Source organism: Streptomyces sp. NPDC005408 (assembly GCF_040606445.1).
In the GTDB taxonomy this organism is placed as follows: domain Bacteria; phylum Actinomycetota; class Actinomycetes; order Streptomycetales; family Streptomycetaceae; genus Streptomyces.
Genome location: NZ_JBEXEX010000004.1, coordinates 214134 through 240461, shown reverse-complemented (window position 1 = coordinate 240461; position 26328 = coordinate 214134). Strand labels below are relative to the sequence as shown.

General features: G+C 67.0%; 20 protein-coding genes and 1 tRNA gene. 17 read left to right on the top strand and 4 right to left on the bottom strand.

Annotation, left to right across the window (positions count from 1 at the left end; genetic code table 11):
* Positions 1-138 precede the first annotated feature (138 nt).
* Both ABZS64_RS06520 and ABZS64_RS06515 read left to right on the top strand, forming a co-directional pair.
* The gene (locus tag ABZS64_RS06520; protein WP_355823953.1) at positions 139-663 is read left to right on the top strand and encodes a SigE family RNA polymerase sigma factor; all 525 of its coding nucleotides are present in this window, start codon (positions 139-141) and stop codon (positions 661-663) included.
* Positions 660-1514, top strand: coding sequence for a hypothetical protein (locus tag ABZS64_RS06515; RefSeq protein ID WP_355823950.1), 855 nt, complete (start codon positions 660-662; stop codon positions 1512-1514). Before ABZS64_RS06520 ends, ABZS64_RS06515 begins: the two co-directional genes overlap by 4 nt.
* Positions 1515-1805: 291 nt before the next feature.
* Here the strand turns inward: ABZS64_RS06515 and ABZS64_RS06510 are convergent, their stop codons facing one another.
* Complete coding sequence (locus tag ABZS64_RS06510) at positions 1806-2438, bottom strand: NAD(P)H-binding protein (protein WP_355823947.1); 633 nt, start codon at positions 2436-2438, stop codon at positions 1806-1808.
* A gap of 87 nt (positions 2439-2525) precedes the next feature.
* On the opposite strand from ABZS64_RS06510, the gene ABZS64_RS06505 reads away from it, so the two are divergent.
* Positions 2526-3122 carry a TetR/AcrR family transcriptional regulator gene (locus tag ABZS64_RS06505; RefSeq protein WP_355823944.1) on the top strand — a complete coding sequence of 199 codons (597 nt, stop codon included), beginning with the start codon at positions 2526-2528 and terminating at the stop codon, positions 3120-3122.
* Here ABZS64_RS06505 and ABZS64_RS06500 read toward each other — a convergent pair.
* Both ABZS64_RS06500 and ABZS64_RS06495 read right to left on the bottom strand, forming a co-directional pair.
* Positions 3112-4134 (bottom strand): adenosine deaminase, encoded by a 1023-nt coding sequence (locus ABZS64_RS06500; RefSeq protein WP_355823941.1) that lies wholly within the window; start codon positions 4132-4134, stop codon positions 3112-3114. The genes ABZS64_RS06505 and ABZS64_RS06500 overlap by 11 nt on opposite strands.
* A gap of 123 nt (positions 4135-4257) precedes the next feature.
* Positions 4258-5484, bottom strand: a complete 1227-nt coding sequence (locus ABZS64_RS06495) for a pyridoxal phosphate-dependent aminotransferase (RefSeq protein ID WP_355823938.1) — start codon at positions 5482-5484, stop codon at positions 4258-4260.
* Between the two features lie 169 nt (positions 5485-5653).
* Between ABZS64_RS06495 and ABZS64_RS06490 the strand changes: the two genes are divergently transcribed.
* The 14 genes from ABZS64_RS06490 (at position 5654) to tuf (ending at position 23595) form a co-directional block, all read left to right on the top strand.
* A tRNA-Trp gene (locus ABZS64_RS06490) sits at positions 5654-5726 on the top strand.
* A gap of 109 nt (positions 5727-5835) precedes the next feature.
* Complete coding sequence (gene secE / locus ABZS64_RS06485; RefSeq protein ID WP_355823935.1) at positions 5836-6123, top strand: preprotein translocase subunit SecE; 288 nt, start codon at positions 5836-5838, stop codon at positions 6121-6123.
* 75 nt (positions 6124-6198) lie between these two features.
* Complete coding sequence (gene nusG / locus ABZS64_RS06480; protein WP_355823932.1) at positions 6199-7131, top strand: transcription termination/antitermination protein NusG; 933 nt, start codon at positions 6199-6201, stop codon at positions 7129-7131.
* Positions 7132-7308: 177 nt separating this feature from the next.
* Positions 7309-7743 carry a 50S ribosomal protein L11 gene (rplK, locus tag ABZS64_RS06475; RefSeq protein ID WP_355823929.1) on the top strand — a complete coding sequence of 145 codons (435 nt, stop codon included), beginning with the start codon at positions 7309-7311 and terminating at the stop codon, positions 7741-7743.
* A gap of 106 nt (positions 7744-7849) precedes the next feature.
* Positions 7850-8572, top strand: a complete 723-nt coding sequence (gene rplA / locus ABZS64_RS06470) for a 50S ribosomal protein L1 (RefSeq protein WP_355823926.1) — start codon at positions 7850-7852, stop codon at positions 8570-8572.
* Between the two features lie 151 nt (positions 8573-8723).
* The gene (locus tag ABZS64_RS06465) at positions 8724-9584 is read left to right on the top strand and encodes a DUF1396 domain-containing protein (RefSeq protein ID WP_355823923.1); all 861 of its coding nucleotides are present in this window, start codon (positions 8724-8726) and stop codon (positions 9582-9584) included.
* A 261-nt stretch (positions 9585-9845) separates the two neighbouring features.
* Positions 9846-10376 carry a 50S ribosomal protein L10 gene (gene rplJ, locus ABZS64_RS06460; protein ID WP_355823922.1) on the top strand — a complete coding sequence of 177 codons (531 nt, stop codon included), beginning with the start codon at positions 9846-9848 and terminating at the stop codon, positions 10374-10376.
* Positions 10377-10485: 109 nt separating this feature from the next.
* The gene (gene rplL, locus ABZS64_RS06455; RefSeq protein WP_355823919.1) at positions 10486-10869 is read left to right on the top strand and encodes a 50S ribosomal protein L7/L12; all 384 of its coding nucleotides are present in this window, start codon (positions 10486-10488) and stop codon (positions 10867-10869) included.
* 570 nt (positions 10870-11439) lie between these two features.
* Positions 11440-14925, top strand: coding sequence for a DNA-directed RNA polymerase subunit beta (gene rpoB / locus ABZS64_RS06450; protein WP_355823916.1), 3486 nt, complete (start codon positions 11440-11442; stop codon positions 14923-14925).
* Positions 14926-15021: 96 nt separating this feature from the next.
* Positions 15022-18921 carry a DNA-directed RNA polymerase subunit beta' gene (locus ABZS64_RS06445; protein ID WP_355823913.1) on the top strand — a complete coding sequence of 1300 codons (3900 nt, stop codon included), beginning with the start codon at positions 15022-15024 and terminating at the stop codon, positions 18919-18921.
* A 317-nt stretch (positions 18922-19238) separates the two neighbouring features.
* Positions 19239-19610: a 30S ribosomal protein S12 gene (gene rpsL / locus ABZS64_RS06440; RefSeq protein ID WP_003948652.1), complete on the top strand. Its 372-nt coding sequence runs from the start codon at positions 19239-19241 to the stop codon at positions 19608-19610.
* Positions 19611-19612: 2 nt separating this feature from the next.
* Positions 19613-20083, top strand: a complete 471-nt coding sequence (gene rpsG, locus ABZS64_RS06435) for a 30S ribosomal protein S7 (RefSeq protein ID WP_014047773.1) — start codon at positions 19613-19615, stop codon at positions 20081-20083.
* A gap of 38 nt (positions 20084-20121) precedes the next feature.
* Entirely contained in the window at positions 20122-22248 is a 2127-nt protein-coding gene (gene fusA, locus ABZS64_RS06430) for an elongation factor G (protein WP_355823909.1), read from the top strand.
* Between the two features lie 153 nt (positions 22249-22401).
* Entirely contained in the window at positions 22402-23595 is a 1194-nt protein-coding gene (tuf, locus tag ABZS64_RS06425) for an elongation factor Tu (protein WP_142214210.1), read from the top strand.
* Between the two features lie 112 nt (positions 23596-23707).
* Here the strand turns inward: tuf and ABZS64_RS06420 are convergent, their stop codons facing one another.
* The gene (locus ABZS64_RS06420; protein ID WP_355823905.1) at positions 23708-25804 is read right to left on the bottom strand and encodes a PIG-L family deacetylase; all 2097 of its coding nucleotides are present in this window, start codon (positions 25802-25804) and stop codon (positions 23708-23710) included.
* Positions 25805-26328: the final 524 nt, after the last annotated feature.

The window sequence follows — 26328 nt, the reverse complement described above, 5'->3', positions numbered from 1 at the left end:
TCTGAGTCTGCAGCAGGCAGTGCCATAGCAGGCAGTTCCATCGGCAGTCCGCGAAAGCCGATGGAACCTGCCGGGTTCCCCAGGTTGTCGAGTGAGTGACAGGGTCTTCGGACCACACACCGCTCGGGGGGAGCGCCGGTGCGTCAGGGCGGCTCGGCTCGCGATTCGGAATTCGCGGAATTCGTGACGGCGTCACATGTGTCGCTGCTGCGGACCGCCCGTCTGCTGACGGGTGACCCGCACACGGCCGAAGACCTCGTGCAGGCCGCGCTGATACGGGTCTATACGCACTGGGGACGCTCGTCCGGCTGGGACTCGCCTCAGGCGTACGCCCGGAAGGTCGTCGTCAATCTCTATGCGACCTGGCGTCGGCGCCGCTGGCACACCGAAGTCGTCCACCCCGGAGCGGAGAGCGCGGGTGACGGTCACGACATGGCCGGGAGCGCGGAGGCGAGGCTCGAACTGGGCCGCGCGCTCGCAGCCCTGCCCCGTGCCCAGCGCGCTGTGGTGGTGCTCCGCTTCTACGAGGACCTGTCGGTGGAACAGACGGCCGAGCTGCTCGGCTGTTCGCCCGGGACGGTCAAGAGCCGTACCAACAGGGCCTTGGAGCGGCTGCGTGCTGCGGGTGCGCTGGCCGGCTATGCGGGAAGGGGCACGCGGTGAGCGATGAGGAAGAGGTGCTGAGGCGGGGCCTGAAGGACCTGGCCGAGGGGGACGGCCCGACCGGAAGCCTGACGGCGGTGGAGGCATTCCTGGCGAAGGGCCGCCGGGCTCGGGCCCGCCGCCGCGCGACGGTGGCCTGCTGTGCGGTGGTGCTGGTCGCGGGTGGCACCGGGTTCGGCCTGCGGCTCACCTCCGGCGACCGCGCGTCGGATCGAGTGGTGAGCAAGGGGACCGAGAGCCCTTCGTCGCCGAAGGGGGGCCCGCTGGCGACCGGGCCCGCCAGGCCCGAGGAGCGGGTCAGGTACCGGTACGACCTGTCCCAGGTCTGTGATCTGCAGTACGCCGTCTTCGGCGGCCGCACCTGGGAGGCCGGCGGTGATGGGGTGCAGTACACGATCAGGTGGGCGCCCGGTGCCGACCGACACAGCGGATACATGACCCTGACCGGCCCGGACACCGCTCTCTTCGAGACCGCCGAATCCCAGCTGCCCGGGCTGACCTTCCACCCCGTGTCCGGAAAGGTGCCCTGCATAGACAAGGAGCCGAAGCGGGAGCTGTCCGACGAGCCCGCCTATCCGATGGGTCCGAAGAACCCGCGCATAGGCGCCAGGTATCCGTACTCCATGACCAAGGAGTGCGAGATGCAGTACGCCGCCTTCGGCGGCAAGTGGTGGAAGGCCGACGAGAAGTGGTCGTCCGGCGTCCGCGTGGACTGGGTGGACGGAAAGCCGCTCGCGGCGTACATGACCCAGGTGTCCGGGACCACCGCCGTCCTTGAGATCCCCCAGCCCAAGAAGAGCTGGAAGATCAACTACTACCTGGTGGACCACAAGGGCGGCGAGTGCGGCTGAGCCCCCGGCGCACTCCGCGGACTCATTGCTCCGCGCCTAGATCCTGTCCGGCCGGTCTTGCCGGGCTCGCGTGCCCTGGCACGGCACTCCCCCGTAGCCCTTCGGGCACGGGAGGTGCCCCCACGCAGCGTTGTCGTCAGTCGCCGACGCTCCGCGTCGGCTCTCCCCCTGCCTTCGGCGGGGGGACCCCCATCCTCATGCCTTGCGATGCTCCCCCGTAGCCCTTCGGGCACGGAGGTGCCCCCATCGCCAGACCCGCTCACTGATCCGGCCTGATCGACCGGACAGGACCTAGTACGCCACCCCGACTCCCTGCTTGACCGTCACCGAGTCCTCGACCATCGCCAGCATCGCGTGTGCCACATCCGCACGGCCGATCGTCCTGCCGCTGCGCGGATTGCCGCCCACGGTCCTCCGGTACGAGCCCGTCAGCGGCTTGTTCAGCAGTCGCGGCGGGCGTACCGAAGTCCAGTCCGTCGTGCTGAGCGCCAGCTCCTCCTCCATGGAACGGAGGTCGTCGTACACAGGCTTCAGCAAGGTGTTGATCACCGCCAGCATCGTGCGGTCCAGCAGCGGCTGGCGCTCGGGCACCGGGCCGAGGGGGCCCGCGCTCACCACCAGCAGCCGGCGCGTCCCCTCCGCCTCCATCGCCCAGAGCACCGAGCGCGTCAGCTTCGCCGCAACCCCGGCATCCGCGCGCTTGCGTGCACCAAGACCCGAAAGGACCGCGTCACGCCCGGCAACCGCCTCCCGCAGCGATTCGCCCTCCTTCAGGTCCGCGCGGAACACCTGCAGGCCGGGACCCGTGAGGGTGAACCGGGCGGGATCGCGCACGACCGCCGTCACCTCGTGGCCGGCCGCCAGCGCCTGCGTGACGATCTCCTGACCGATTCCGCCGGTCGCACCGAAAACTGTGAGCTTCATGGCGCACCCTCCTCGGGTGGGTAAGTATTCACTCACCTCTAGAGTGGGTAAGTACTCACTCACTCGTCAAGTCCCGTCGGAGGATCCATGCAGAAACCGGCTCGCGCCCGCATCGTCGACGCCGCCCACGAGCTCATGCTCACCCTCGGCCTCGCCCGCACCACCACCAAGGAGATTGCCAAGGCGGCAGGCTGCTCCGAGGCCGCGCTCTACAAGAACTTCGCGAGCAAGGAGGAACTGTTCGTCACCGTCCTGAACGAGCGACTGCCCCGGCTGAGCCCCCTGCTCACCAGCCTCACCGCCGAGCCGGGGGAGCGTCCCGTGGAGGAGAACCTCACAGCGATCGCCCGCGAGGCCGCGCTCTTCTACGAGCAGACCTTCCCGATCGCCGCCTCGCTCTACGCCGAGCCACAGCTCAAGCGCCGCCATGAGGAGGCGATGCGTGAGATGGGCGCAGGACCGCACAGGCCGATCCAGGGCCTGGACGCCTATCTGCGCGCCGAGAAGCAGGCAGGCCGCATCAGCGCCGAGGCGGACACCTACTCGGCCGCCTCACTGCTCCTCGGCGCCTGCGCCCAGCGTGCCTTCGCCTACGAGATGACGGAGGGCCGCAAGCCCCCACAGCCCCTCGACGAGTTCGCCGCGGGCATCGCCCGCACCCTGCTGCGCGGAATCAGCCAGTAGCCAGCCAGTCGTCGACCCCCGCCAGCAGCTTGTCCTTCACCTCGCCCGGAGCCGCCGACGCCCGCACCGACTGGCGTGCCAGCTCGGCCAGTTCGGCGTCCGTGAAGCCATGGTGCCTGCGCGCCAGTTCGTACTGGGCTGCCAGCCGGGAGCCGAAGAGCAGCGGGTCGTCCGCCCCGAGCGCCATCGGCACCCCCGCGTCGTACAGCGTGCGCAGCGGCACATCGGCGGGCTTCTCGTACACGCCCAGCGCCACATTCGACGAGGGACACACCTCGCAGGTCACCCCGCGCTCCGCCAGCTTCCGCAGCAGCCGGGGGTCCTCCGCCGCCCGCACCCCGTGGCCGATCCGTGAGGCGTGCAGATCGTCCAGGCAGTCCCGTACGGACGCGGGACCGGTCAGCTCGCCGCCGTGCGGCGCCGCCAGCAGTCCGCCCTCCCGCGCGATCGAGAAGGCGCGGTCGAAGTCCCGTGCCATGCCCCGGCGTTCGTCGTTGGAGAGGCCGAAACCGACCACCCCCCGGTCCGCGTAGCGCACCGCGAGCCGCGCCAGTGTCCGGGCGTCCAGCGGGTGCTTCATACGGTTCGCGGCGACGAGCACCCGCATCCCGAGGCCGGTCTCCCTCGCGGCGCGCTCCACCGCGTCCAGGATGATCTCCAGCGCCGGAATCAGGCCACCCAGCATGGGGGCGTACGAAGTCGGATCGACCTGTATTTCCAGCCAGCCCGAGCCGTCCCGGACATCCTCCTCGGCCGCCTCGCGCACCAGCCGCTGGATGTCCTCGGGAGAGCGCAGACAGGACCGCGCCATGTCGTAGAGCCGCTGGAAACGGAACCAGCCGCGCTCGTCGGTCGCCCGCAGTTTGGGCGGTTCGCCGCCGGTCAGGGCATCGGGCAGATGAACGCCGTACTTGTCGGCGAGCTCAAGCAGGGTGGTGGGCCGCATCGACCCTGTGAAGTGCAGATGCAGATGAGCCTTGGGCAGCAGGGCTACGTCACGTACACGCTCCATTCCAGGATCTTGCCGCAACACACCGCCCGAGGACAGCCGCTTTCCCCGATCGGGTTCTTGCCCGAACGAAGAAACGGAGCGCACCTACTCATATGAGTAGGTGCGCTCCGTTGCCTCAGGACGTCAGTCGCGCGCCTCGGCCAGCAGCTTCTGGAGCCGCGACACGCCCTCGACCAGGTCCTCGTCGCCCAGCGCGTACGAAAGCCGCAGATAGCCCGGCGTACCGAAGGCCTCGCCCGGTACGACCGCCACCTCGGCCTCGTCCAGGATCAGGGCCGCCAGCTCCACCGAGGTCTGCGGGCGCTTGCCGCGGATCTCCTTGCCCAGCAGACCCTTCACCGAGGGGTACGCGTAGAACGCGCCCTCGGGCTCCGGGCACAGCACGCCGTCGATCTCGTTGAGCATCCGCACGATCGTCTGCCGGCGGCGGTCGAAGGCGGTCCGCATCTCGGCGACCGCGTCCAGCGAACCGGAGACGGCGGCCAGCGCTGCGATCTGCGCCACATTCGACACGTTCGAGGTGGCGTGCGACTGCAGGTTGGTCGCGGCCTTGATCACGTCCTTGGGGCCGATCATCCACCCCACGCGCCAGCCGGTCATCGCATAGGTCTTGGCAACACCGTTGACCACGATGCACTTGTCGCGCAGCTCGGGCACGAGCGCGGGCAGCGAGGTGAACTTCGCGTCGCCGTACACCAGGTGCTCGTAGATCTCGTCCGTCAGCACCCACAGCCCGTGCTCGAGCGCCCAGCGCCCGATCGCCTCGGCGTCGGCCTCGCTGTAGACCGCGCCCGTCGGGTTGGACGGAGAGACGAAGAGCACGACCTTCGTACGCTCCGTGCGCGCCGCCTCCAACTGCTCGACGGAGACCCGGTAGCCGGTCGTCTCGTCGGCCACGACCTCGACCGGGACACCGCCCGCGAGGCGGATCGACTCGGGGTAGGTGGTCCAGTACGGCGCCGGGACGATGACCTCGTCACCCGGGTCGAGGATCGCCGCGAACGCCTCGTAGATCGCCTGCTTGCCGCCGTTGGTGACCAGGACCTGCGCGGCCTCGACCTCGTAACCGGAGTCGCGCAGCGTCTTGGCGGCGATGGCGGCCTTGAGCTCGGGGAGCCCGCCGGCCGGCGTGTAGCGGTGGTACTTCGGGTTCTTGCAGGCCTCGATCGCGGCCTCGACGATGTAGTCGGGTGTCGGGAAGTCCGGTTCACCCGCGCCGAAGCCGATCACCGGGCGCCCGGCGGCCTTGAGGGCCTTGGCCTTGGCGTCGACGGCGAGGGTCGCGGACTCGGAGATCGCGCCGATGCGCGCGGAGACCCGGCGCTCGGTGGGAGAGGTTGCAGCGCTCATGGGCCCATCGTCCCAGACGGCAATCCCGCACGGCACACCTGTTTCGAGTAGCGGACCGGAAGCAGTCGGGAGCTATCTGTTCGACGCAGGGCCTGCGAACACGTACACTCACTGCTCGTTGGCCCTCACCAACCACGTCTTCGGATGGGGTAGGTTGGGGAAACCACAAAGGGTCGTAGCTCAATTGGTAGAGCACTGGTCTCCAAAACCAGCGGTTGGGGGTTCAAGTCCCTCCGGCCCTGCTACACACACCTTCGCCAGGATGTGTGCGCATGTACGTACATTCAATGAACCGGCCGTGCGGCTCCACCGGGCGCGGCGCGGCCACGACCCGGAATCAGGTGAAAGATCGTGACGGACGCCGTGGGCTCCATCGACATGCCTGATGCCGATGACGAGGCGCCTGAGTCGAAGAGGAAGAACCGCAAGGGCGGTAAGCGCGGCAAGAAGGGCCCCCTGGGCCGTCTCGCGCTCTTCTACCGACAGATCATTGCCGAGCTGCGCAAGGTCGTCTGGCCCACTCGGAACCAGCTGACGACGTACACCACAGTGGTGATTGTCTTCGTAGTCGTCATGATTGGTCTGGTGACCGTGATTGACTATGGGTTCCAGGAAGCCGTCAAGTACGTCTTCGGCTGATCCCGCGGGGGGCGCCGGCAGCGGCGCCTCTTTCGCATGTTCCACCCCATCTGTATCCAGGAAGAAGCAGCCACCGTGTCTGACCCGAACCTGAACGACGCCATCGAGTCGGCGGAGTCCGTGGAGGACGAGCTCGACATCGTCGAGGCGGCGGACGCTGTGGAGCCGGACCAGGCCGAGGCTGCCGACTCCGCCGCCGGCGAGCCGGCCGAGCAGGCGGCGGTGCACGTCGAGGAAGAGGCCACCGCCGTGGCCGAGGTCGACGAGGACGAGGCCGCCGCAGCCGCCGTCGAGGACGCCGAAGAGGCCGCCGACGCTGAAGAGGCCGCCGATGTTGACGCCGACGCTGAAGAGGCCGCCGACGTCGCGGAGGAAGAGCCCGCTGCCCCGGTCGACCCCGTCGCCGCGCTCCGCGACGAACTGCGCGGCCTGCCCGGCGAGTGGTACGTCATCCACACGTACGCCGGTTACGAGAAGCGCGTGAAGGCCAACCTTGAGCAGCGCGCCGTCTCACTGAACGTCGAGGACTTCATCTACCAGGCCGAAGTGCCCGAGGAAGAGATCGTCCAGATCAAGAACGGCGAGCGCAAGAACGTCCGCCAGAACAAGCTTCCCGGGTACGTCCTGGTCCGCATGGACCTGACGAACGAGTCCTGGGGCGTCGTCCGCAACACCCCCGGTGTCACCGGCTTCGTGGGCAACGCCTACGACCCGTACCCGCTGACCCTGGACGAGATCGTCAAGATGCTCGCCCCGGAGGCCGAGGAGAAGGCCGCCCGCGAGGCCGCCGAGGCCGAGGGCAAGCCGGCTCCCGCCCGCAAGGTCGAGGTCCAGGTGCTGGACTTCGAGGTCGGCGACTCGGTCACCGTCACCGACGGCCCGTTCGCGACGCTGCAGGCGACGATCAACGAGATCAACGCCGACTCGAAGAAGGTCAAGGGCCTTGTCGAGATCTTCGGTCGCGAGACCCCGGTCGAGCTGAGCTTCGACCAGATCCAGAAGAACTAGCTCCTCCCGGAGTCTTCTGGAACATACGCCTCCGAACAGGTCAGAACGGCTCTCGCAGCCGTTCTGACCTGCTCGGTTTTTGGCCGCGCAGCTATACCCGTTATCGTTGTGCGGTATGCCTCCATTCGGATGACTGGATGGAGCGCTGGAAACTCTCACTAGGACCCGGAGAGAGCAATGCCTCCCAAGAAGAAGAAGGTCACGGGGCTTATCAAGCTCCAGATCCAGGCCGGCGCGGCCAACCCGGCTCCGCCGGTCGGTCCCGCGCTGGGTCAGCACGGCGTCAACATCATGGAGTTCTGCAAGGCCTACAACGCCGCGACCGAGTCGCAGCGTGGCATGGTCGTGCCGGTGGAGATCACGGTCTACGAGGACCGCTCCTTCACCTTCATCACCAAGACTCCGCCGGCCGCCAAGCTGATCCTCAAGGCCGCGGGTGTGGACAAGGGCTCCGGCGAGCCGCACAAGACCAAGGTTGCCAAGCTCACCGGCGCCCAGGTCCGCGAGATCGCCACGGTCAAGCTGCCCGACCTGAACGCCAACGACCTGGACGCCGCGTCGAAGATCATCGCCGGCACCGCCCGTTCGATGGGCATCACGGTCGAGGGCTGACAGCCCCCACACGGCGCCGGCCGTAAATCTGGCGCTGTCGACCTCAGTGGTAGGGCCAAGCGCTGGTCCGCACCACGACTCCATACCTGAACCAACAGGAGCAGAAGTGAAGCGCAGCAAGACTCTCCGCGCTGGGGACGCCAAGATCGACCGGGAGAAGCTGTACGCCCCGCTCGAGGCCGTCCGTCTCGCCAAGGACACCACCGCCACCAAGTTCGACGGCACCGTCGAGGTCGCCATGCGTCTGGGCGTTGACCCGCGCAAGGCCGACCAGATGGTCCGCGGCACCGTGAACCTTCCGCACGGCACCGGCAAGACCGCCCGGGTCCTGGTCTTCGCGACCGGTGACCGTGCTGCGGCCGCGGAAGCCGCTGGCGCCGACATTGTCGGCTCCGACGAACTGATCGACGAGGTTGCGAAGGGCCGTCTGGACTTCGACGCCGTCGTCGCCACCCCGGACCTCATGGGCAAGGTCGGCCGCCTCGGCCGTGTGCTCGGTCCGCGTGGTCTGATGCCGAACCCGAAGACCGGCACCGTCACCCCCGATGTCGTCAAGGCTGTGAACGACATCAAGGGCGGCAAGATCGAGTTCCGCGTCGACAAGCACTCGAACCTGCACTTCATCATCGGCAAGGTCTCCTTCGACGAGACGAAGCTGGTCGAGAACTACGCCGCGGCTCTGGAGGAGATCCTCCGTCTGAAGCCGTCCGCCGCTAAGGGCCGCTACATCAAGAAGGCGACCCTGACCACGACGATGGGCCCCGGCATCCCGCTGGACTCCAACCGCACCCGCAACCTCCTCGTCGAGGAGGACCCGGCCGCGGTCTGAGCCTGACGGCTCACTCGATGTGAGAACCGGCCCCCACGCCTCGACAGAGGCGTGGGGGCCGGTTTTATTCGCAGGCGCTGTCTGAGCCGGACGGTAGTGTCGCGAGGGTTTGCGGAGCATCACGTACACCTGTGGGGGGAACATGCATCCGATGTACCGGAAGGCGGCCGGGGGTCTGCTCGCCGGAGCGCTGCTGTGCGGCACCGCGGCCTGTTCGGCGAGCAGCACACCGAAGCCGGACCGTCAGGCCGTGCAGAAGCCGGTCAGGGTCGCTCTGGCCGCGGCCGTCAAGCGCGCGGCCGACAAGAACGAGAAGCTGAGCTCGCTCTCGTACCGGATGAAGGGCCAGGTGCCCGGGGGCGGCACGGTCGAGGGCCAGGCTGCGATGACGATCAAGCCGCCCACCATGCGGATGAAGATGAAGCAGGGGGGCGCCGGGGAGAACGCAGAGGTCGAGATCCGGCTCGTCGGCGGCGTCATGTACCTCAACGGCGGCGAGAAGGCCGCCGCCGAGCTGGGCGGCAAGACCTGGCTCAAGTTCGACATGTCCGTGCTCGGCAAGGGCGGCCAGGACCCGCTGGCAGGGCTCGGCAGCCAGGCTGACCGGAATCCGACGGAGGACTCGGCCTCCCTGACCGCCGCCAAGGACCTCAGGAAGGTCGGCGAGGAGACCGTCGACGGCGTGCGCACCACCCACTACACCGGCACTGTGCCGCTGGCTGCGATGCGCGCGAGCCTCAAGGGCGAGGACGCGGCAACCAGGCAGCGCCGGGAGAAGGGCCTTGGGAAGTACGAGGAGATGGGCGTCAAGGCCGTCACGATGGACATGTGGATCGACGGGAACGACCACACCAAGCAGTTCCGTACCCGGGCCGCCGCCGACAAGGGCCCGCTGGACCTGACCGTCACGTTCCTCGACTACAACAAGCCCGTCGTCGTGACGGCGCCGCCGGCCTCGCAGACCGCGGACCTGGCCGAGATGTTCAAGGACATCGGGAGCGGCCAGGAGTGAGCCGAACGGCCCGATTTGCCTGACCGGGATCCGGTCCCGTACTCTTCCACAGAAGCCAAAGACCGCTGGTCGTTGCCGTGCGCTCGTAAGAGGGTGCGGTGGCCGAAGGATCCGCTAGCTGCGGACGTCCTGCGCAGGTGACTGTGGATTGTTCCCGGACTTCGTCCGGTTGAGCTACGCCCCGTGCACCTGTGCCGGGGCGTTTCGTTTTGTTCAGCCCCTTCTGAGCGGTCCTCATCACCCGGAAGGAGGCCGACGCTCATGGCAAGGCCCGACAAGGCTGCCGCGGTAGCCGAGCTCGCGGACCAGTTCCGTAGCTCGAACGCCGCCGTGCTGACCGAGTACCGGGGTCTCACCGTGGCGCAGCTCAAGACGCTGCGTCGTTCGCTCGGTGAGAACGCCCAGTACGCCGTGGTGAAGAACACGCTGACCAAGATTGCGGCCAACGAGGCCGGGATCACTTCGCTCGACGACCAGTTCACTGGTCCGACGGCGGTTGCCTTCATCACCGGTGACCCGGTGGAGTCGGCGAAGGGTCTTCGTGACTTCGCCAAGGAGAACCCGAACCTCATCATCAAGGGCGGTGTCCTTGACGGTAAGGCGCTTACCGCTGATGAGATCAAGAAGCTTGCGGACCTCGAGTCCCGCGAGGTTCTGCTCGCCAAGCTGGCGGGCGCCATGAAGGGCAAGCAGTCCCAGGCTGCCGCGCTCTTCCAGGCGCTTCCCGCGAAGTTCGTCCGCACCGCGGAGGCGCTTCGTGCCAAGAAGGCCGAGCAGGGCGGTGCCGAGTAATTCGGCTCGCGCATTGATCAGCGTCGCCTGACGGCGCTGGTCGCAGCGGGCCGCACGCCCGCCGACATATACATCCGGCACCAGCCGAATTAGTGGAAGGACCGCCATCATGGCGAAGCTCACCCAGGACGACCTGCTTGCGCAGTTCGAGGAGATGACCCTCATCGAGCTCTCCGAGTTCGTGAAGGCCTTCGAGGAGAAGTTCGACGTCACCGCCGCTGCCCCGGTCGCCGCTGCCGCCGGTGCCGTCGCGGGTGCCCCGGCCGAGGCCGAGGCCGAGCAGGACGAGTTCGACGTCATCCTCACCGGCGCCGGTGAGAAGAAGATCCAGGTCATCAAGGTCGTGCGCGAGCTGACCTCCCTGGGTCTCAAGGAGGCCAAGGACCTCGTCGACGGCGCCCCGAAGCCGGTCCTCGAGAAGGTCGCCAAGGAGGCCGCTGAGAAGGCTGCCGAGTCCCTCAAGGCCGCCGGCGCGTCCGTCGAGGTCAAGTGACCTTCTGAGTCTCTGACTCGCGGTTCCGCATAGGCGCCGCAAGGGACACAGCGAAGGGCGATCACCCATACGGGTGGTCGCCCTTCGGCGTTGTGCGAGGCCTGCCTTGCTCTTCCGGATCCGGCGAGTATCGTGATCTTCGCCGTGCGCCCCTGACGGTGGTGAGTGACGATCCCAGCAGCCGGTTTGGGCTGGGGGGCCTTGACGAACCGCACGCAGCGCGCAATTCTCAGGACGCGTCGTCACAAGGATCCGGTTCCGAGGCATGGATCGACGACCGAACGGGCAGTATCGAGGTGCGCCTCTTGGCGCGAGGGCAAGCCGCGGAGTTGAGAACAACGAGGGTCTCGAAAACCCGCACTGGACATCAGTGTGCCAAGTGGCTACACTGACCCTTTGCGCTGCCTGTTAACTGCCCCCTGCCCGTCACCAGGGGCATCCCCACGTATGAGCATCGTTGATAGAAGCATTCCTGACCTGGTCATTTGACCAATTGGGAGCGTCTGTCTCCGTGCCCATTGTGGGACCGGTACGCGCGTAGTGAGTCCGAGCCCTCGGAAGGACCCCCTCTTGGCCGCCTCGCGCAACGCCTCGACCGCGAATACGAACAACGGCGCAAGCACCGCCCCGCTGCGCATCTCCTTTGCAAAGATCAAGGAGCCCCTCGAGGTTCCGAACCTCCTCGCGCTGCAGACCGAGAGCTTTGACTGGCTGCTCGGCAATGCCGCGTGGAAGGCTCGTGTCGAGGCGGCTCTGGACAGCGGACAGGACGTCCCCACCAAGTCCGGTCTGGAAGAGATCTTCGAGGAGATCTCTCCGATCGAGGACTTCTCCGGGTCGATGTCGCTGACCTTCCGCGACCACCGTTTCGAGCCTCCGAAGAACTCCATCGACGAGTGCAAGGAGCGCGACTTCACGTACGCGGCCCCGCTCTTCGTCACTGCCGAGTTCACCAACAACGAGACCGGCGAGATCAAGTCCCAGACGGTCTTCATGGGCGACTTCCCGCTCATGACCAACAAGGGCACCTTCGTCATCAACGGCACCGAGCGTGTCGTCGTGTCGCAGCTGGTCCGCTCGCCGGGTGTCTACTTCGACTCCAACATCGACAAGACGTCCGACAAGGACATCTTCACGGCCAAGATCATCCCGTCCCGGGGTGCCTGGCTGGAGATGGAGATCGACAAGCGCGACATGGTCGGTGTCCGCATCGACCGCAAGCGCAAGCAGTCCGTCACCGTCCTGCTCAAGGCTCTCGGTTGGACCACCGAGCAGATCCTCGAGGAGTTCGGCGAGTACGAGTCCATGCGCGCCACCCTGGAGAAGGACCACACCCAGGGCCAGGACGACGCGCTGCTCGACATCTACCGCAAGCTCCGTCCGGGCGAGCCGCCGACCCGTGAGGCCGCTCAGACGCTGCTCGAGAACCTCTACTTCAACCCGAAGCGTTACGACCTCGCCAAGGTCGGCCGCTACAAGGTGAACAAGAAGCTCGGCGCGGATGAGCCGCTGGACGCCGGCGTGCTCACCACCGACGACGTCATCGCGACCATCAAGTACCTGGTCAAGCTGCACGCCGGTGAGACCGAGACCGTGGGCGAGAGCGGCACCCAGATCGTCGTCGAGACCGACGACATCGACCACTTCGGCAACCGTCGTCTGCGTAACGTCGGCGAGCTCATCCAGAACCAGGTCCGCACGGGTCTGGCTCGTATGGAGCGCGTCGTGCGTGAGCGCATGACGACCCAGGACGTCGAGGCGATCACGCCGCAGACCCTGATCAACATTCGGCCGGTCGTCGCCTCCATCAAGGAGTTCTTCGGCACCAGCCAGCTGTCGCAGTTCATGGACCAGAACAACCCGCTGTCGGGTCTCACCCACAAGCGCCGTCTGTCGGCTCTTGGCCCGGGTGGTCTCTCCCGTGAGCGGGCCGGCTTCGAGGTCCGTGACGTGCACCCGTCGCACTACGGCCGCATGTGCCCGATCGAGACCCCTGAAGGCCCGAACATCGGTCTGATCGGCTCGCTCGCCTCGTACGGCCGGGTCAACGCGTTCGGCTTCGTCGAGACGCCGTACCGCAAGGTCGTCGACGACCAGGTGACCGACGAGGTCGACTACCTGACCGCCGACGAGGAGGACCGCTTCGTCATCGCGCAGGCCAACGCCGCGCTGACCGACGACATGCGCTTCGCAGAGGCTCGTGTCCTGGTCCGCCGCCGTGGCGGCGAGGTCGACTACGTCCCGGGCTCCGACGTGGACTACATGGACGTCTCGCCGCGCCAGATGGTGTCGGTCGCGACCGCCATGATCCCGTTCCTCGAGCACGACGACGCCAACCGTGCCCTCATGGGCGCGAACATGATGCGTCAGGCCGTTCCGCTGATCACGGCCGAGGCGCCGCTGGTCGGTACCGGCATGGAGTACCGCTGTGCGGTCGACGCCGGCGACGTCATCAAGGCGGAGAAGGAAGGTGTTGTCCAGGAGGTATCCGCGGACTACATCACCGTCGCCAACGACGACGGCACGTACACCACGTACCGCATCGCCAAGTTCTCCCGGTCGAACCAGGGCACCTCGGTCAACCAGAAGGTTGTCGTGGACGAGGGCGCCCGGGTCGTCGAGGGCCAGGTCCTCGCCGACGGTCCGGCCACCGAGCAGGGCGAGATGGCGCTCGGCAAGAACCTGCTGGTCGCCTTCATGCCGTGGGAGGGTCACAACTACGAGGACGCGATCATCCTGTCGCAGCGCCTCGTGCAGGACGACGTCCTCTCCTCGATCCACATCGAGGAGCACGAGGTCGACGCCCGTGACACCAAGCTCGGCCCGGAGGAGATCACCCGGGACATCCCGAACGTCTCCGAAGAGGTCCTCGCGGACCTCGACGAGCGCGGCATCATCCGTATCGGTGCCGAGGTCGTCGCCGGCGACATCCTGGTCGGCAAGGTCACGCCCAAGGGTGAGACCGAGCTGACCCCGGAGGAGCGTCTGCTCCGCGCGATCTTCGGTGAGAAGGCGCGTGAGGTCCGTGACACCTCGCTGAAGGTGCCGCACGGCGAGACCGGCAAGATCATCGGCGTCCGCGTCTTCGACCGCGAGGAAGGCGACGAGCTGCCGCCGGGCGTGAACCAGCTGGTTCGCGTGTACGTCGCGCAGAAGCGCAAGATCACCGATGGTGACAAGCTCGCCGGCCGTCACGGCAACAAGGGCGTCATCTCGAAGATCCTGCCGATCGAGGACATGCCGTTCCTGGAGGACGGCACCCCGGTCGACATCATCCTCAACCCGCTGGGTGTCCCGTCCCGAATGAACCCGGGACAGGTCCTCGAGATCCACCTCGGCTGGCTCGCCAGCCGCGGCTGGGACGTCTCCGGGCTCGCCGGCGACTGGGCTCAGCGCCTGCAGGCCATCGGCGCCGACCAGGTCGCTCCCGGCACCAACGTCGCGACCCCGGTCTTCGACGGTGCCCGCGAGGACGAGATCGCCGGTCTCTTCGAGGCCACGATCCCGAACCGCGACGGTGACCGCCTGGTCCAGCCTTCCGGCAAGGCCAACCTGTTCGACGGCCGCTCCGGCGAGCCGTTCCCGGACCCGGTCTCGATCGGGTACATGTACATCCTCAAGCTCCACCACCTGGTCGACGACAAGCTGCACGCCCGCTCGACCGGTCCGTACTCGATGATCACCCAGCAGCCGCTGGGTGGTAAGGCCCAGTTCGGTGGCCAGCGATTCGGCGAGATGGAGGTGTGGGCGCTGGAGGCTTACGGCGCCGCGTACGCCCTCCAGGAGCTGCTGACCATCAAGTCCGACGACGTCACCGGCCGCGTGAAGGTCTACGAGGCCATCGTCAAGGGCGAGAACATCCCCGAGCCCGGCATCCCCGAGTCCTTCAAGGTGCTCATCAAGGAGATGCAGTCCCTGTGCCTCAACGTGGAGGTGCTGTCCTCGGACGGCATGTCCATCGAGATGCGCGACACCGACGAGGACGTCTTCCGCGCTGCGGAAGAGCTCGGCATCGACCTGTCCCGGCGCGAGCCGAGCAGCGTCGAAGAGGTCTGACGGGTCTGGTCGGGGCCTCCTCGTGAGGCCCCGGCCCTGCCCCGGACCCGTACAGACCATGATTGAGACACGAACCCTGAGAGGGATTGACGCATAGTGCTCGACGTCAACTTCTTCGACGAGCTGCGGATCGGCCTGGCCACCGCGGACGACATCCGTCAGTGGTCCCACGGCGAGGTCAAGAAGCCGGAGACCATCAACTACCGCACGCTCAAGCCCGAAAAGGACGGACTCTTCTGCGAGAAGATCTTCGGTCCGACCCGGGACTGGGAGTGCTACTGCGGTAAGTACAAGCGTGTCCGCTTCAAGGGCATCATCTGTGAGCGCTGTGGCGTCGAGGTCACCCGCGCCAAGGTGCGCCGTGAGCGGATGGGCCACATTGAGCTGGCCGCCCCTGTCACGCACATCTGGTACTTCAAGGGCGTCCCGTCGCGCCTTGGCTACCTGCTCGACCTCGCGCCGAAGGACCTCGAGAAGGTCATCTACTTCGCCGCGTACATGATCACGTTCGTGGACGAGGAGCGCCGTACGCGCGACCTGCCCTCGCTGGAGGCGCATGTCTCCGTCGAGCGCCAGCAGGTCGAGAACCGCCGCGACGCCGACCTCGAGGCCCGAGCCAAGAAGCTCGAGACCGACCTGGCCGAGCTCGAGGCCGAGGGCGCCAAGGCCGACGTGCGCCGCAAGGTGCGCGAAGGTGCCGAGCGTGAGATGAAGCAGCTGCGCGACCGTGCGCAGCGCGAGATCGACCGTCTCGACGAGGTGTGGAACCGCTTCAAGAACCTCAAGGTCCAGGACCTCGAGGGCGACGAGCTGCTCTACCGCGAGCTGCGTGACCGCTTCGGCACGTACTTCGACGGATCGATGGGTGCCGCGGCGCTGCAGAAGCGCCTGGAGTCCTTCGACCTGGAGGAGGAGGCCGAGCGCCTCCGCGAGATCATCCGTACCGGCAAGGGCCAGAAGAAGACCCGTGCGCTCAAGCGCCTCAAGGTCGTCTCCGCGTTCCTGCAGACCAGCAACAGCCCCAAGGGCATGGTTCTGGACTGCGTGCCGGTCATCCCGCCGGACCTGCGTCCGATGGTGCAGCTGGACGGTGGCCGCTTCGCGACCTCCGACCTGAACGACCTGTACCGCCGTGTGATCAACCGCAACAACCGCCTCAAGCGTCTCCTTGACCTCGGTGCCCCCGAGATCATCGTGAACAACGAGAAGCGGATGCTGCAGGAGGCCGTCGACGCGCTGTTCGACAACGGCCGTCGTGGTCGCCCGGTCACCGGTCCCGGTAACCGCCCGCTGAAGTCCCTCAGCGACATGCTGAAGGGCAAGCAGGGCCGCTTCCGTCAGAACCTTCTCGGTAAGCGTGTGGACTACTCCGCGCGTTCCGTGATCGTCGTCGGTCCGCAGCTGAAGCTGCACCAGTGCGGTCTGCCCAAGGCCATGGCGCTGGAGCTCTTCAAGCCGTTCGTGATGAAGCGTCTGGTCGACCTGAACCACGCGCAGAACATCAAGTCGGCGAAGCGCATGGTCGAGCGCGGCCGCACGGTCGTGTACGACGTGCTGGAAGAGGTCATCGCCGAGCACCCGGTTCTGCTGAACCGTGCGCCCACGCTGCACCGCCTCGGCATCCAGGCCTTCGAGCCCCAGCTGGTCGAGGGCAAGGCCATCCAGATCCACCCGCTCGTCTGCACCGCGTTCAACGCGGACTTCGACGGTGACCAGATGGCCGTGCACCTGCCGCTGTCCGCGGAGGCGCAGGCCGAGGCCCGCATCCTGATGCTGTCCTCGAACAACATCCTCAAGCCGGCCGACGGCCGTCCGGTCACCATGCCCACGCAGGACATGGTGCTCGGCCTCTTCTTCCTCACCACGGACGAGGAGGAGCGCGAGGTGCGCGGCGAGGGCCGTGCGTTCAACTCCAGCGCCGAGGCGATCATGGCCTTCGACGCCCGGGAGCTCTCGCTCCAGGCGAAGGTCGACATCCGCTTCCCGGTCGGCACGATCCCGCCGCGTGGCTGGACCCCGCCGGTCGCGGAGGAGGGTGAGCCGGAGTGGCAGCAGGGTGACTGCTTCCGGCTGCGTACGACTCTGGGCCGCGCGCTCTTCAACGAGCTGCTGCCCGAGGACTACCCGTTCGTCGACTACTCCGTCGGCAAGAAGCAGCTCTCCGAGATCGTCAACGACCTCGCCGAGCGCTACCCCAAGGTCATCGTGGCGGCGACGCTCGACAACCTGAAGGCGGCGGGCTTCTTCTGGGCCACCCGTTCCGGTGTCACGGTCGCCATCTCCGACATCGTCGTTCCCGAGGCGAAGAAGGAGATCGTCAAGGGCTACGAGGCGCAGGACGAGAAGGTCCAGAAGCAGTACGAGCGCGGTCTGATCACCAAGCAGGAGCGCACGCAGGAACTCATCACCATCTGGACCAAGGCGACCAACGAGGTTGCCGAGGCGATGAACGCGAACTTCCCGAAGACCAACCCCATCTTCATGATGGTCAACTCGGGTGCTCGCGGAAACATGATGCAGATGCGTCAGATCGCCGGTATGCGTGGTCTGGTGTCCAACGCCAAGAACGAGACCATCCCGCGGCCCATCAAGGCGTCGTTCCGTGAGGGTCTGTCAGTGCTGGAGTACTTCATCTCCACGCACGGTGCCCGTAAGGGTCTGGCGGACACCGCCCTGCGTACCGCCGACTCGGGTTACCTGACCCGTCGTCTGGTGGACGTCTCGCAGGACGTCATCATCCGCGAGGAGGACTGTGGCACCGACCGCGGTCTGAAGCTCAAGATCGCGGAGCGCGGCGCCGACGGTGTGCTGCGCAAGACCGAGGACGTCGAGACCTCCGTGTACGCGCGGATGCTCGCCGAGGACGTCGTCGTCGACGGCAAGGTCATCGCGCCGGCCAATGTCGACCTGGGTGACGTGCTCATCGACGCCCTGGTGGGCGCCGGTGTCGAAGAGGTCAAGACCCGCTCGGTCCTGACCTGTGAGTCGGCGGTCGGCACCTGTGCCTTCTGCTACGGCCGTTCGCTGGCCACCGGCAAGCTGGTCGACATCGGTGAGGCGGTCGGCATCATCGCCGCCCAGTCCATCGGTGAGCCCGGTACCCAGCTGACGATGCGTACCTTCCACACCGGTGGTGTGGCCGGTGACGACATCACCCAGGGTCTGCCCCGTGTCGTCGAGCTCTTCGAGGCTCGTACGCCCAAGGGTGTCGCCCCGATCTCGGAGGCGGCAGGCCGCATCCGTATCGAGGAGACCGAGAAGACCAAGAAGATCGTCGTCACCCCGGACGACGGCAGCGACGAGACGGCGTTCCCGATCTCGAAGCGTGCCCGTCTGCTGGTCGGCGAGGGCGATCACGTCGAGGTGGGCCAGAAGCTCACCGTGGGTGCCACCAACCCGCAAGACGTGCTGCGGATCCTCGGTCAGCGCGCGGTCCAGGTCCACCTGGTCGGCGAGGTCCAGAAGGTCTACAACTCGCAGGGTGTGTCGATCCACGACAAGCACATCGAGATCATCATCCGGCAGATGCTGCGCCGTGTGACGATCATCGAGTCCGGCGACGCGGAGCTGCTGCCGGGCGAGCTCGTCGAGCGCTCGAAGTTCGAGACCGAGAACCGTCGTGTGGTCACCGAGGGCGGTCACCCCGCCTCCGGCCGTCCGCAGCTGATGGGTATCACCAAGGCCTCGCTGGCGACCGAGTCGTGGCTGTCGGCGGCGTCCTTCCAGGAGACGACCAGGGTTCTGACCGACGCGGCGATCAACGCCAAGTCGGACTCCCTGATCGGCCTCAAGGAGAACGTCATCATCGGTAAGCTCATCCCGGCCGGTACGGGCCTGTCCCGCTACCGCAACATCCGGGTGGAGCCCACCGAGGAGGCCAAGGCCGCGATGTACTCGGCCGTGGGCTACGACGACATCGACTACTCGCCGTTCGGCACGGGCTCCGGCCAGGCCGTTCCGCTGGAGGACTACGACTACGGTCCGTACAACCAGTAAGAGCGTGTAGTAGGTCTACAGGGCGGTCATCCCTCGCGGGATGGCCGCCCTGTGTCGTATGTTGCAGGCTGGTGTGTCCTGCGCGTGTGCAGTTGTTTTGACCGGAGCCGATGCGGTAGGTACGCTCTGACCTTGTGCCTGGGGTGTGCCTGGGCTCGTGTGCGTGTCCTCAACCGCATGGCGAGTCCGCGAAAGGCCACCGCAATCTGCGCTCTCTTCCTTTGCGGGGGAGCCTGCAGCATTCGACACACCCGACCGCGTGGGTCGGCGACGTTCCAGGTTAGTTTCACATACGGCACACAGAAACCGGAGAAGTAGTGCCTACGATCCAGCAGCTGGTCCGGAAGGGCCGGCAGGACAAGGTCGAGAAGAACAAGACGCCCGCACTCGAGGGTTCCCCTCAGCGCCGCGGCGTCTGCACGCGTGTGTTCACGACCACCCCGAAGAAGCCGAACTCGGCCCTGCGGAAGGTCGCGCGTGTGCGTCTGACCTCCGGCATCGAGGTCACGGCCTACATTCCGGGTGAGGGACACAACCTGCAGGAGCACTCCATCGTGCTCGTGCGTGGTGGCCGTGTGAAGGACCTGCCGGGTGTTCGTTACAAGATCATCCGCGGTTCCCTCGACACCCAGGGTGTCAAGAACCGCAAGCAGGCCCGCAGCCGCTACGGCGCCAAGAAGGAGAAGTAAGAATGCCTCGTAAGGGCCCCGCCCCGAAGCGCCCGGTCATCATCGACCCGGTCTACGGTTCTCCTCTTGTCACGTCGCTGATCAACAAGATCCTGCTCAACGGCAAGCGTTCCACTGCCGAGCGGATCGTCTACGGCGCCATGGAAGGCCTCCGCGAGAAGACCGGCGCTGACCCGGTCATCACGCTGAAGCGCGCTCTCGAGAACGTCAAGCCGTCTCTCGAGGTCAAGTCCCGCCGTGTCGGTGGCGCCACCTACCAGGTGCCGATCGAGGTCAAGCCCGGTCGCGCCGCCACCCTCGCGCTCCGCTGGGTCGTGGGTTACTCCCGCGCCCGTCGCGAGAAGACCATGACCGAACGCCTCATGAACGAGCTGCTCGACGCCTCCAACGGCCTCGGCGCTGCGGTCAAGAAGCGTGAGGACACGCACAAGATGGCCGAGTCCAACAAGGCCTTCGCGCACTACCGCTGGTAGTCGCTACCCACATCGAGACCGAGAGAAGATTGAGCCTTATGGCCACCACTTCGCTTGACCTGGCCAAGGTCCGCAACATTGGGATCATGGCCCACATCGACGCGGGCAAGACGACGACCACCGAGCGCATCCTGTTTTACACCGGTGTGAGCTACAAGATCGGTGAGGTCCACGACGGCGCTGCCACGATGGACTGGATGGAGCAGGAGCAGGAGCGCGGCATCACGATCACGTCCGCCGCGACGACCTGTCACTGGCCGCTCGAGGACGTCGATCACACCATCAACATCATCGACACCCCGGGTCACGTCGACTTCACGGTCGAGGTGGAGCGTTCGCTCCGCGTGCTCGACGGTGCCGTCACGGTGTTCGACGGTGTTGCCGGCGTTGAGCCCCAGTCCGAGACTGTTTGGCGTCAGGCGGACCGTTACGGCGTTCCGCGTATCTGCTTCGTCAACAAGCTCGACCGCACCGGCGCGGAGTTCCACCGCTGCGTCGACATGATCGTGGACCGCCTCGGCGCGACCCCGATCGTGATGCAGCTGCCGATCGGTGCCGAGGCGGACTTCAAGGGCGTCATCGACCTCGTTCGTATGAAGGCACTGCTCTGGTCCGCCGAGGCGACCAAGGGCGAGATGTACGACGTCGTCGACATTCCGGGCACGCACACGGAGGCTGCCGAGGAATGGCGCGGCAAGCTCCTTGAGGCCGTTTCCGAGAACGACGACGAGATGATGGAGCTGTACCTGGAGGGCCAGGAGCCCACCGAGGAGCAGCTCTACGCCGCGATCCGTCGTATCACCATCGCGTCCGGCAAGGGCGGCGGCACCACCGTCACCCCCGTCTTCTGCGGTACCGCGTTCAAGAACAAGGGCGTTCAGCCTCTGCTCGACGCGGTTGTGCGCTACCTCCCCTCCCCCCTCGACGTCGAGGGCATTGACGGCCACGACGTCAAGGACCCGGAGAAGGTCGTCACGCGCAAGCCGTCGGACGACGAGCCGCTGGCCGCGCTGGCCTTCAAGATCGCGAGCGACCCGCACCTGGGCAAGCTCACCTTCATCCGGATCTACTCCGGCCGCCTGACGTCCGGCACCGCGGTGCTGAACCCGACGAAGGGCAAGAAGGAGCGCATCGGCAAGATCTACCGTATGCACGCGAACAAGCGTGAGGAGATCGAGTCGGTGGGCGCCGGTGACATCGTCGCCGTCATGGGCCTGAAGCAGACCACCACCGGTGAGACGCTGTGCGACGACAAGAACCCGGTGATCCTGGAGTCCATGGACTTCCCGGCGCCGGTCATCCAGGTCGCGATCGAGCCCAAGACCAAGGGTGACCAGGAGAAGCTGGGTGTCGCCATCCAGCGTCTCGCGGAGGAGGACCCCTCCTTCCAGGTCCACTCGGACGAGGAGACCGGCCAGACCATCATCGGTGGTATGGGCGAGCTTCACCTCGAGGTGCTCGTCGACCGCATGCGGCGCGAGTTCCGCGTCGAGGCGAACGTCGGCAAGCCCCAGGTCGCGTACCGCGAGACGATCCGCAAGGCCGTCGAGCGTATCGACTACACGCACAAGAAGCAGACCGGTGGTACCGGTCAGTTCGCGAAGGTGCAGATCGCGCTGGAGCCCATCGAGGGCGGCGACGCGACCTACGAGTTCGTGAACAAGGTCACCGGTGGCCGCATCCCCCGTGAGTACATCCCCTCGGTGGACTCGGGTGCGCAGGAAGCCATGCAGTTCGGCATCCTGGCCGGCTACGAGATGGTGGGCGTCCGCGTCACCCTTCTCGACGGTGGTTACCACGAGGTCGACTCCTCCGAGCTCGCGTTCAAGATCGCTGGTTCGCAGGCGTTCAAGGAGGGTGCCCGCAAGGCGTCCCCCGTGCTCCTCGAGCCGATGATGGCCGTCGAGGTCACCACGCCCGAGGACTACATGGGCGATGTCATCGGCGACCTCAACTCCCGCCGTGGCCAGATTCAGGCCATGGAGGAGCGCAGCGGTGCCCGGGTCGTCAAGGGCCTGGTTCCGCTGTCGGAGATGTTCGGCTACGTCGGAGACCTCCGCAGCAAGACCTCGGGTCGCGCAAGCTACTCGATGCAGTTCGACTCCTACGCCGAGGTTCCGCGGAACGTCGCCGAGGAGATCATCGCGAAGGCCAAGGGCGAGTAACTCAAACGAGTTCACGCTTTAGGCTTGTCACCGGAGCCTGCTGGGGCATTCCCTCCGATACCCGGAGAGAATGCCCAGGGCCCCGGCATCCCAGCAAAGATCACCTGGCGCCGATGAGTAAGGCGTACAGAACCACTCCACAGGAGGACCCCAGTGGCGAAGGCGAAGTTCGAGCGGACTAAGCCGCACGTCAACATCGGCACCATCGGTCACATCGACCACGGTAAGACGACCCTCACGGCCGCCATTACCAAGGTGCTGCATGACGCGTACCCGGACCTGAACGAGGCCTCGGCCTTCGACCAGATCGACAAGGCTCCTGAGGAGCGCCAGCGCGGTATCACGATCTCGATCGCGCACGTCGAGTACCAGACGGAGTCGCGTCACTACGCGCACGTCGACTGCCCCGGTCACGCGGACTACATCAAGAACATGATCACGGGTGCGGCGCAGATGGACGGCGCCATCCTCGTGGTCGCCGCGACCGACGGCCCGATGCCGCAGACCAAGGAGCACGTGCTCCTGGCCCGCCAGGTTGGCGTTCCGTACATCGTTGTCGCCCTGAACAAGGCCGACATGGTGGACGACGAGGAGATCCTGGAGCTCGTCGAGCTCGAGGTCCGCGAGCTGCTCTCCGAGTACGAGTTCCCGGGCGACGACCTTCCGGTCGTCAAGGTCTCGGCGCTCAAGGCGCTCGAGGGTGACAAGGAGTGGGGCCAGACCGTCCTCGACCTGATGAAGGCCGTCGACGAGTCCATCCCGCAGCCCGAGCGTGACGTCGACAAGCCGTTCCTCATGCCGATCGAGGACGTCTTCACGATCACCGGTCGTGGCACCGTCGTCACCGGTCGTATCGAGCGTGGTGTCCTCAAGGTCAACGAGACCGTTGACATCGTGGGCATCAAGCAGGAGAAGACCACCACCACGGTCACCGGCATCGAGATGTTCCGCAAGCTGCTCGACGAGGGCCAGGCCGGTGAGAACGTCGGTCTGCTCCTCCGTGGCATCAAGCGCGAGGACGTCGAGCGCGGCCAGGTCATCATCAAGCCCGGTTCGGTCACGCCGCACACCGAGTTCGAGGCCCAGGCCTACATCCTGTCGAAGGACGAGGGTGGTCGTCACACCCCCTTCTTCAACAACTACCGCCCGCAGTTCTACTTCCGTACCACGGACGTGACCGGCGTTGTGACCCTCCCCGAGGGCACCGAGATGGTCATGCCGGGCGACAACACCACCATGACGGTCAACCTGATTCAGCCGGTCGCCATGGAGGAGGGCCTCAAGTTCGCCATCCGTGAGGGTGGCCGGACTGTGGGCGCCGGCCAGGTCACCAAGATCAACAAGTAATTGCTGATCTGACCTGGTTGCTCCTGGAGCATCAGCAAGGGCCCCGCACTTCGGTGCGGGGCCCTTTGCCGTGTGCTGTGCCAGGTGCTTTGCCTGTGCGCTGCGGGCTGTGTCAGCCGGCGGTTCCTGCCTCGGGCAGCCAGGTCCAGGGGTGCGCGTCTGCCCCCAGGCCCACGACAGTGGCGCCCGAGCGGCCTATGTGAAGGGCGGGTGCGTCCAGCGCCGCCATGCCCCGAGTGCGCGTCAGAAGCCTGTTGCCGGTGCGGAGTTGGAGCTGCCCGCGGATGTCCTTGCCGAGCAGTACGGGGCCGCCGGGTGCCGCGGCCGCGCTGATGGGGCCGTAACCGTCGAAGCCCTCCTTGCGGGGGCGGGCGGGGGCGCCACCGGCGCGTACGGCCATCACGGACGAGGCCGTCGGCCCGCGGTAGTACAGCTCGATGCCGCCGTCGCCGGTCAGCAGCGGGGCGAGCGGGTCACCGGGCAGGGGAAGGCCGCCGCCCGGGCGGTAGGTGAGCGGCAGGCCCATGGTGTCCTGCGTCCAGTGGTGCACTCCCTCGCGGCCGGCGGCGAAGACATGGACCCGGCCCGCGCCGTCCACGACCGTCGAGAGACCGTCCTGGATCTCCTCGCCGCCGAGGTCGCGCCAGCGGTCCCACTCCCCGGACGGTTCGCGCACCCGGGTGCTGATGCCCTGGTCGGCATTGCGGACGAAGATGTGGACCCGGCCGTCGGGGGCCGCGACGGCGACCGGTACGCCGATGCGGCGGCCGCGGTCGTCGCCACGCTCGGGATTGTCCAGACCCCTCCACGCGAGGAACTCGCCGCCGGGCGAGCCCTGCTCCAGCAGCACGACCTCGCGCCGGTTGGGGCCGCCGTGGCCGCCGAGCTCGGCGAAGCGCAGCGCGAACAGCAGCTGACGGCCGTCCTTCAGCGTTGCCGCGCCGAGGGCGGGCGCGAGCGGGCCGCCGCCGAGGTCGTCCGGGTCGCCCCACTGCCCGCTGCCCGGGCTGGTCTCCCGCCAGCGCACCGCACGCAGTCCGAGCACGCCGTAGGCGACCAGCCGGCCGGACGGCTGGGCGGCGACGACGGTGCGCGCTCCGGGGTGGCGGTAGTGGGTGGAGCGGACCCAGCCCTTCGTGTTCTTCAGCGGGCGGATTCCGCCGACGTTGTAGTCGCCGCAGCCGGCCGGGTTGCCGCACTGCCAGGCCGGGTCGCCGCCGTACGGGACGAGGTTCCCGGCCTTCTCCCTGAGCACCGCGGCCGGGAGGTTCTTGGGCCAGTGGCGGTTGTAGTAGCCGCGGAAGGCGGTGGCCACGAAGGCGGGCACATGGCCGCCGTCCCTCGTCGCCCGGGCGACCCAGCGGACCATCGCGGCCCAGCTGAACGAGGCGACGGCGGTGTGGTCGGCGTGGTCCGAGTAGCCGCGCTGCTCGCTGTCCTTCTTGCGGGTCGCCTCGTCGCTGTGCTGGATGTCCGGGTCGGGGTCCAGGGTCTGGATCACGGTGGGCCGGTACTGATCCATCAGCCCGACGAGTACGTCGACGAGCGTGTCGTAGTCGTACGAGACCGTCTTGTGCAGCGGGGAGCCGGCGGCGACGACGGTGCTCAGGCCCAGCGCACGGTCCCGCCAGAGGCTGGGCAGGGCCATATAGCGGCGCGTCGTGTGCATGGGGAGGTTGAGGAAGATCAGCTCGACCCTGCGGTAGCCGTTGACGAGGGTGTTGATCTCGGCCAGGTGACCGTCGTGCAGCGAGGCGACGTCCCTTGTCCACTCGGTGAACTTGCCCAGCCCGAGCAGGGCCGCGTAGGCCTGGCGCAGGCCCTGGTGGCGGGCGGAGGAGTAGCCGGCCCTGTCCGCGGTGACGACCCGGTTCCCGGGTATGTGGTTCTTGCCGTCGTGCTCGCCCGCCGTGACGTAGACGCAGACAAGCGGAACCCCGGCGTCGAGCATCCGCTGGGTGTCGGGGTTCATGAAGTACAGATCGTCGTCCGGATGGGCCAGGATCTGCATCAGCTGCGCCCGCCGGGAGCTGGCGATGGGTATACCCGGTGCGGGGTCCGCGGTGGGACTGGAGCGCCGCTGGGCGGGCACGGAGCAGGAACTGAGAGCGGCGGCCGCGGCCAAGGCCGCTGTGGCGGTGACCACATTGCGTCTGCTCGGGCCGCCGACGCGCGCGGCGGCCGCCCCCCGGGCATGCTCGATGTTCATCTGTCCCGCTCCGTCCGCTTCCCCCGCAGCGGGCAGACAGGCCCCCCATGCTGCGTACTGTCACACTCAGGTGGTGGCGGACGGGCTGGTCACAGGCGTCCGCGGTCAGCAAGACGGCGGAACGACACGCCAGGTTGCTCTCAGTCGCAAGGGCGTGCGTGAGAAGCAGACGGGTGGGGTACTCTCTCCGGCCACGATTGGCCAGGGCTCTGCCCCATATGGCACACTAGCCAGGTTGCTCGGTTGAGTGCCGATGCTGCGCGCCTCCCGCCGGGAGGACCGGAAGCGAGTCCCACAGTACTCGTCGCCCCATCTGCCGTAAGGCAGCGCTGGAGCGGACGTACGGGAATCTTCCGGGAAGTGTCAGCGGGGTACCAGCCAGGCACTCGGTGGGTGTCTTTCCCCCGATGCGCGGTCTTCGGCCCGCACCCCCTTGGCAGGGAATTTCCCCGGAAATTTCTTTGGAGGGAGTGCGACACGCCCGACCGCGTGGGTCGGAGAAGGACAGCGCTTCGCTTGCGAAA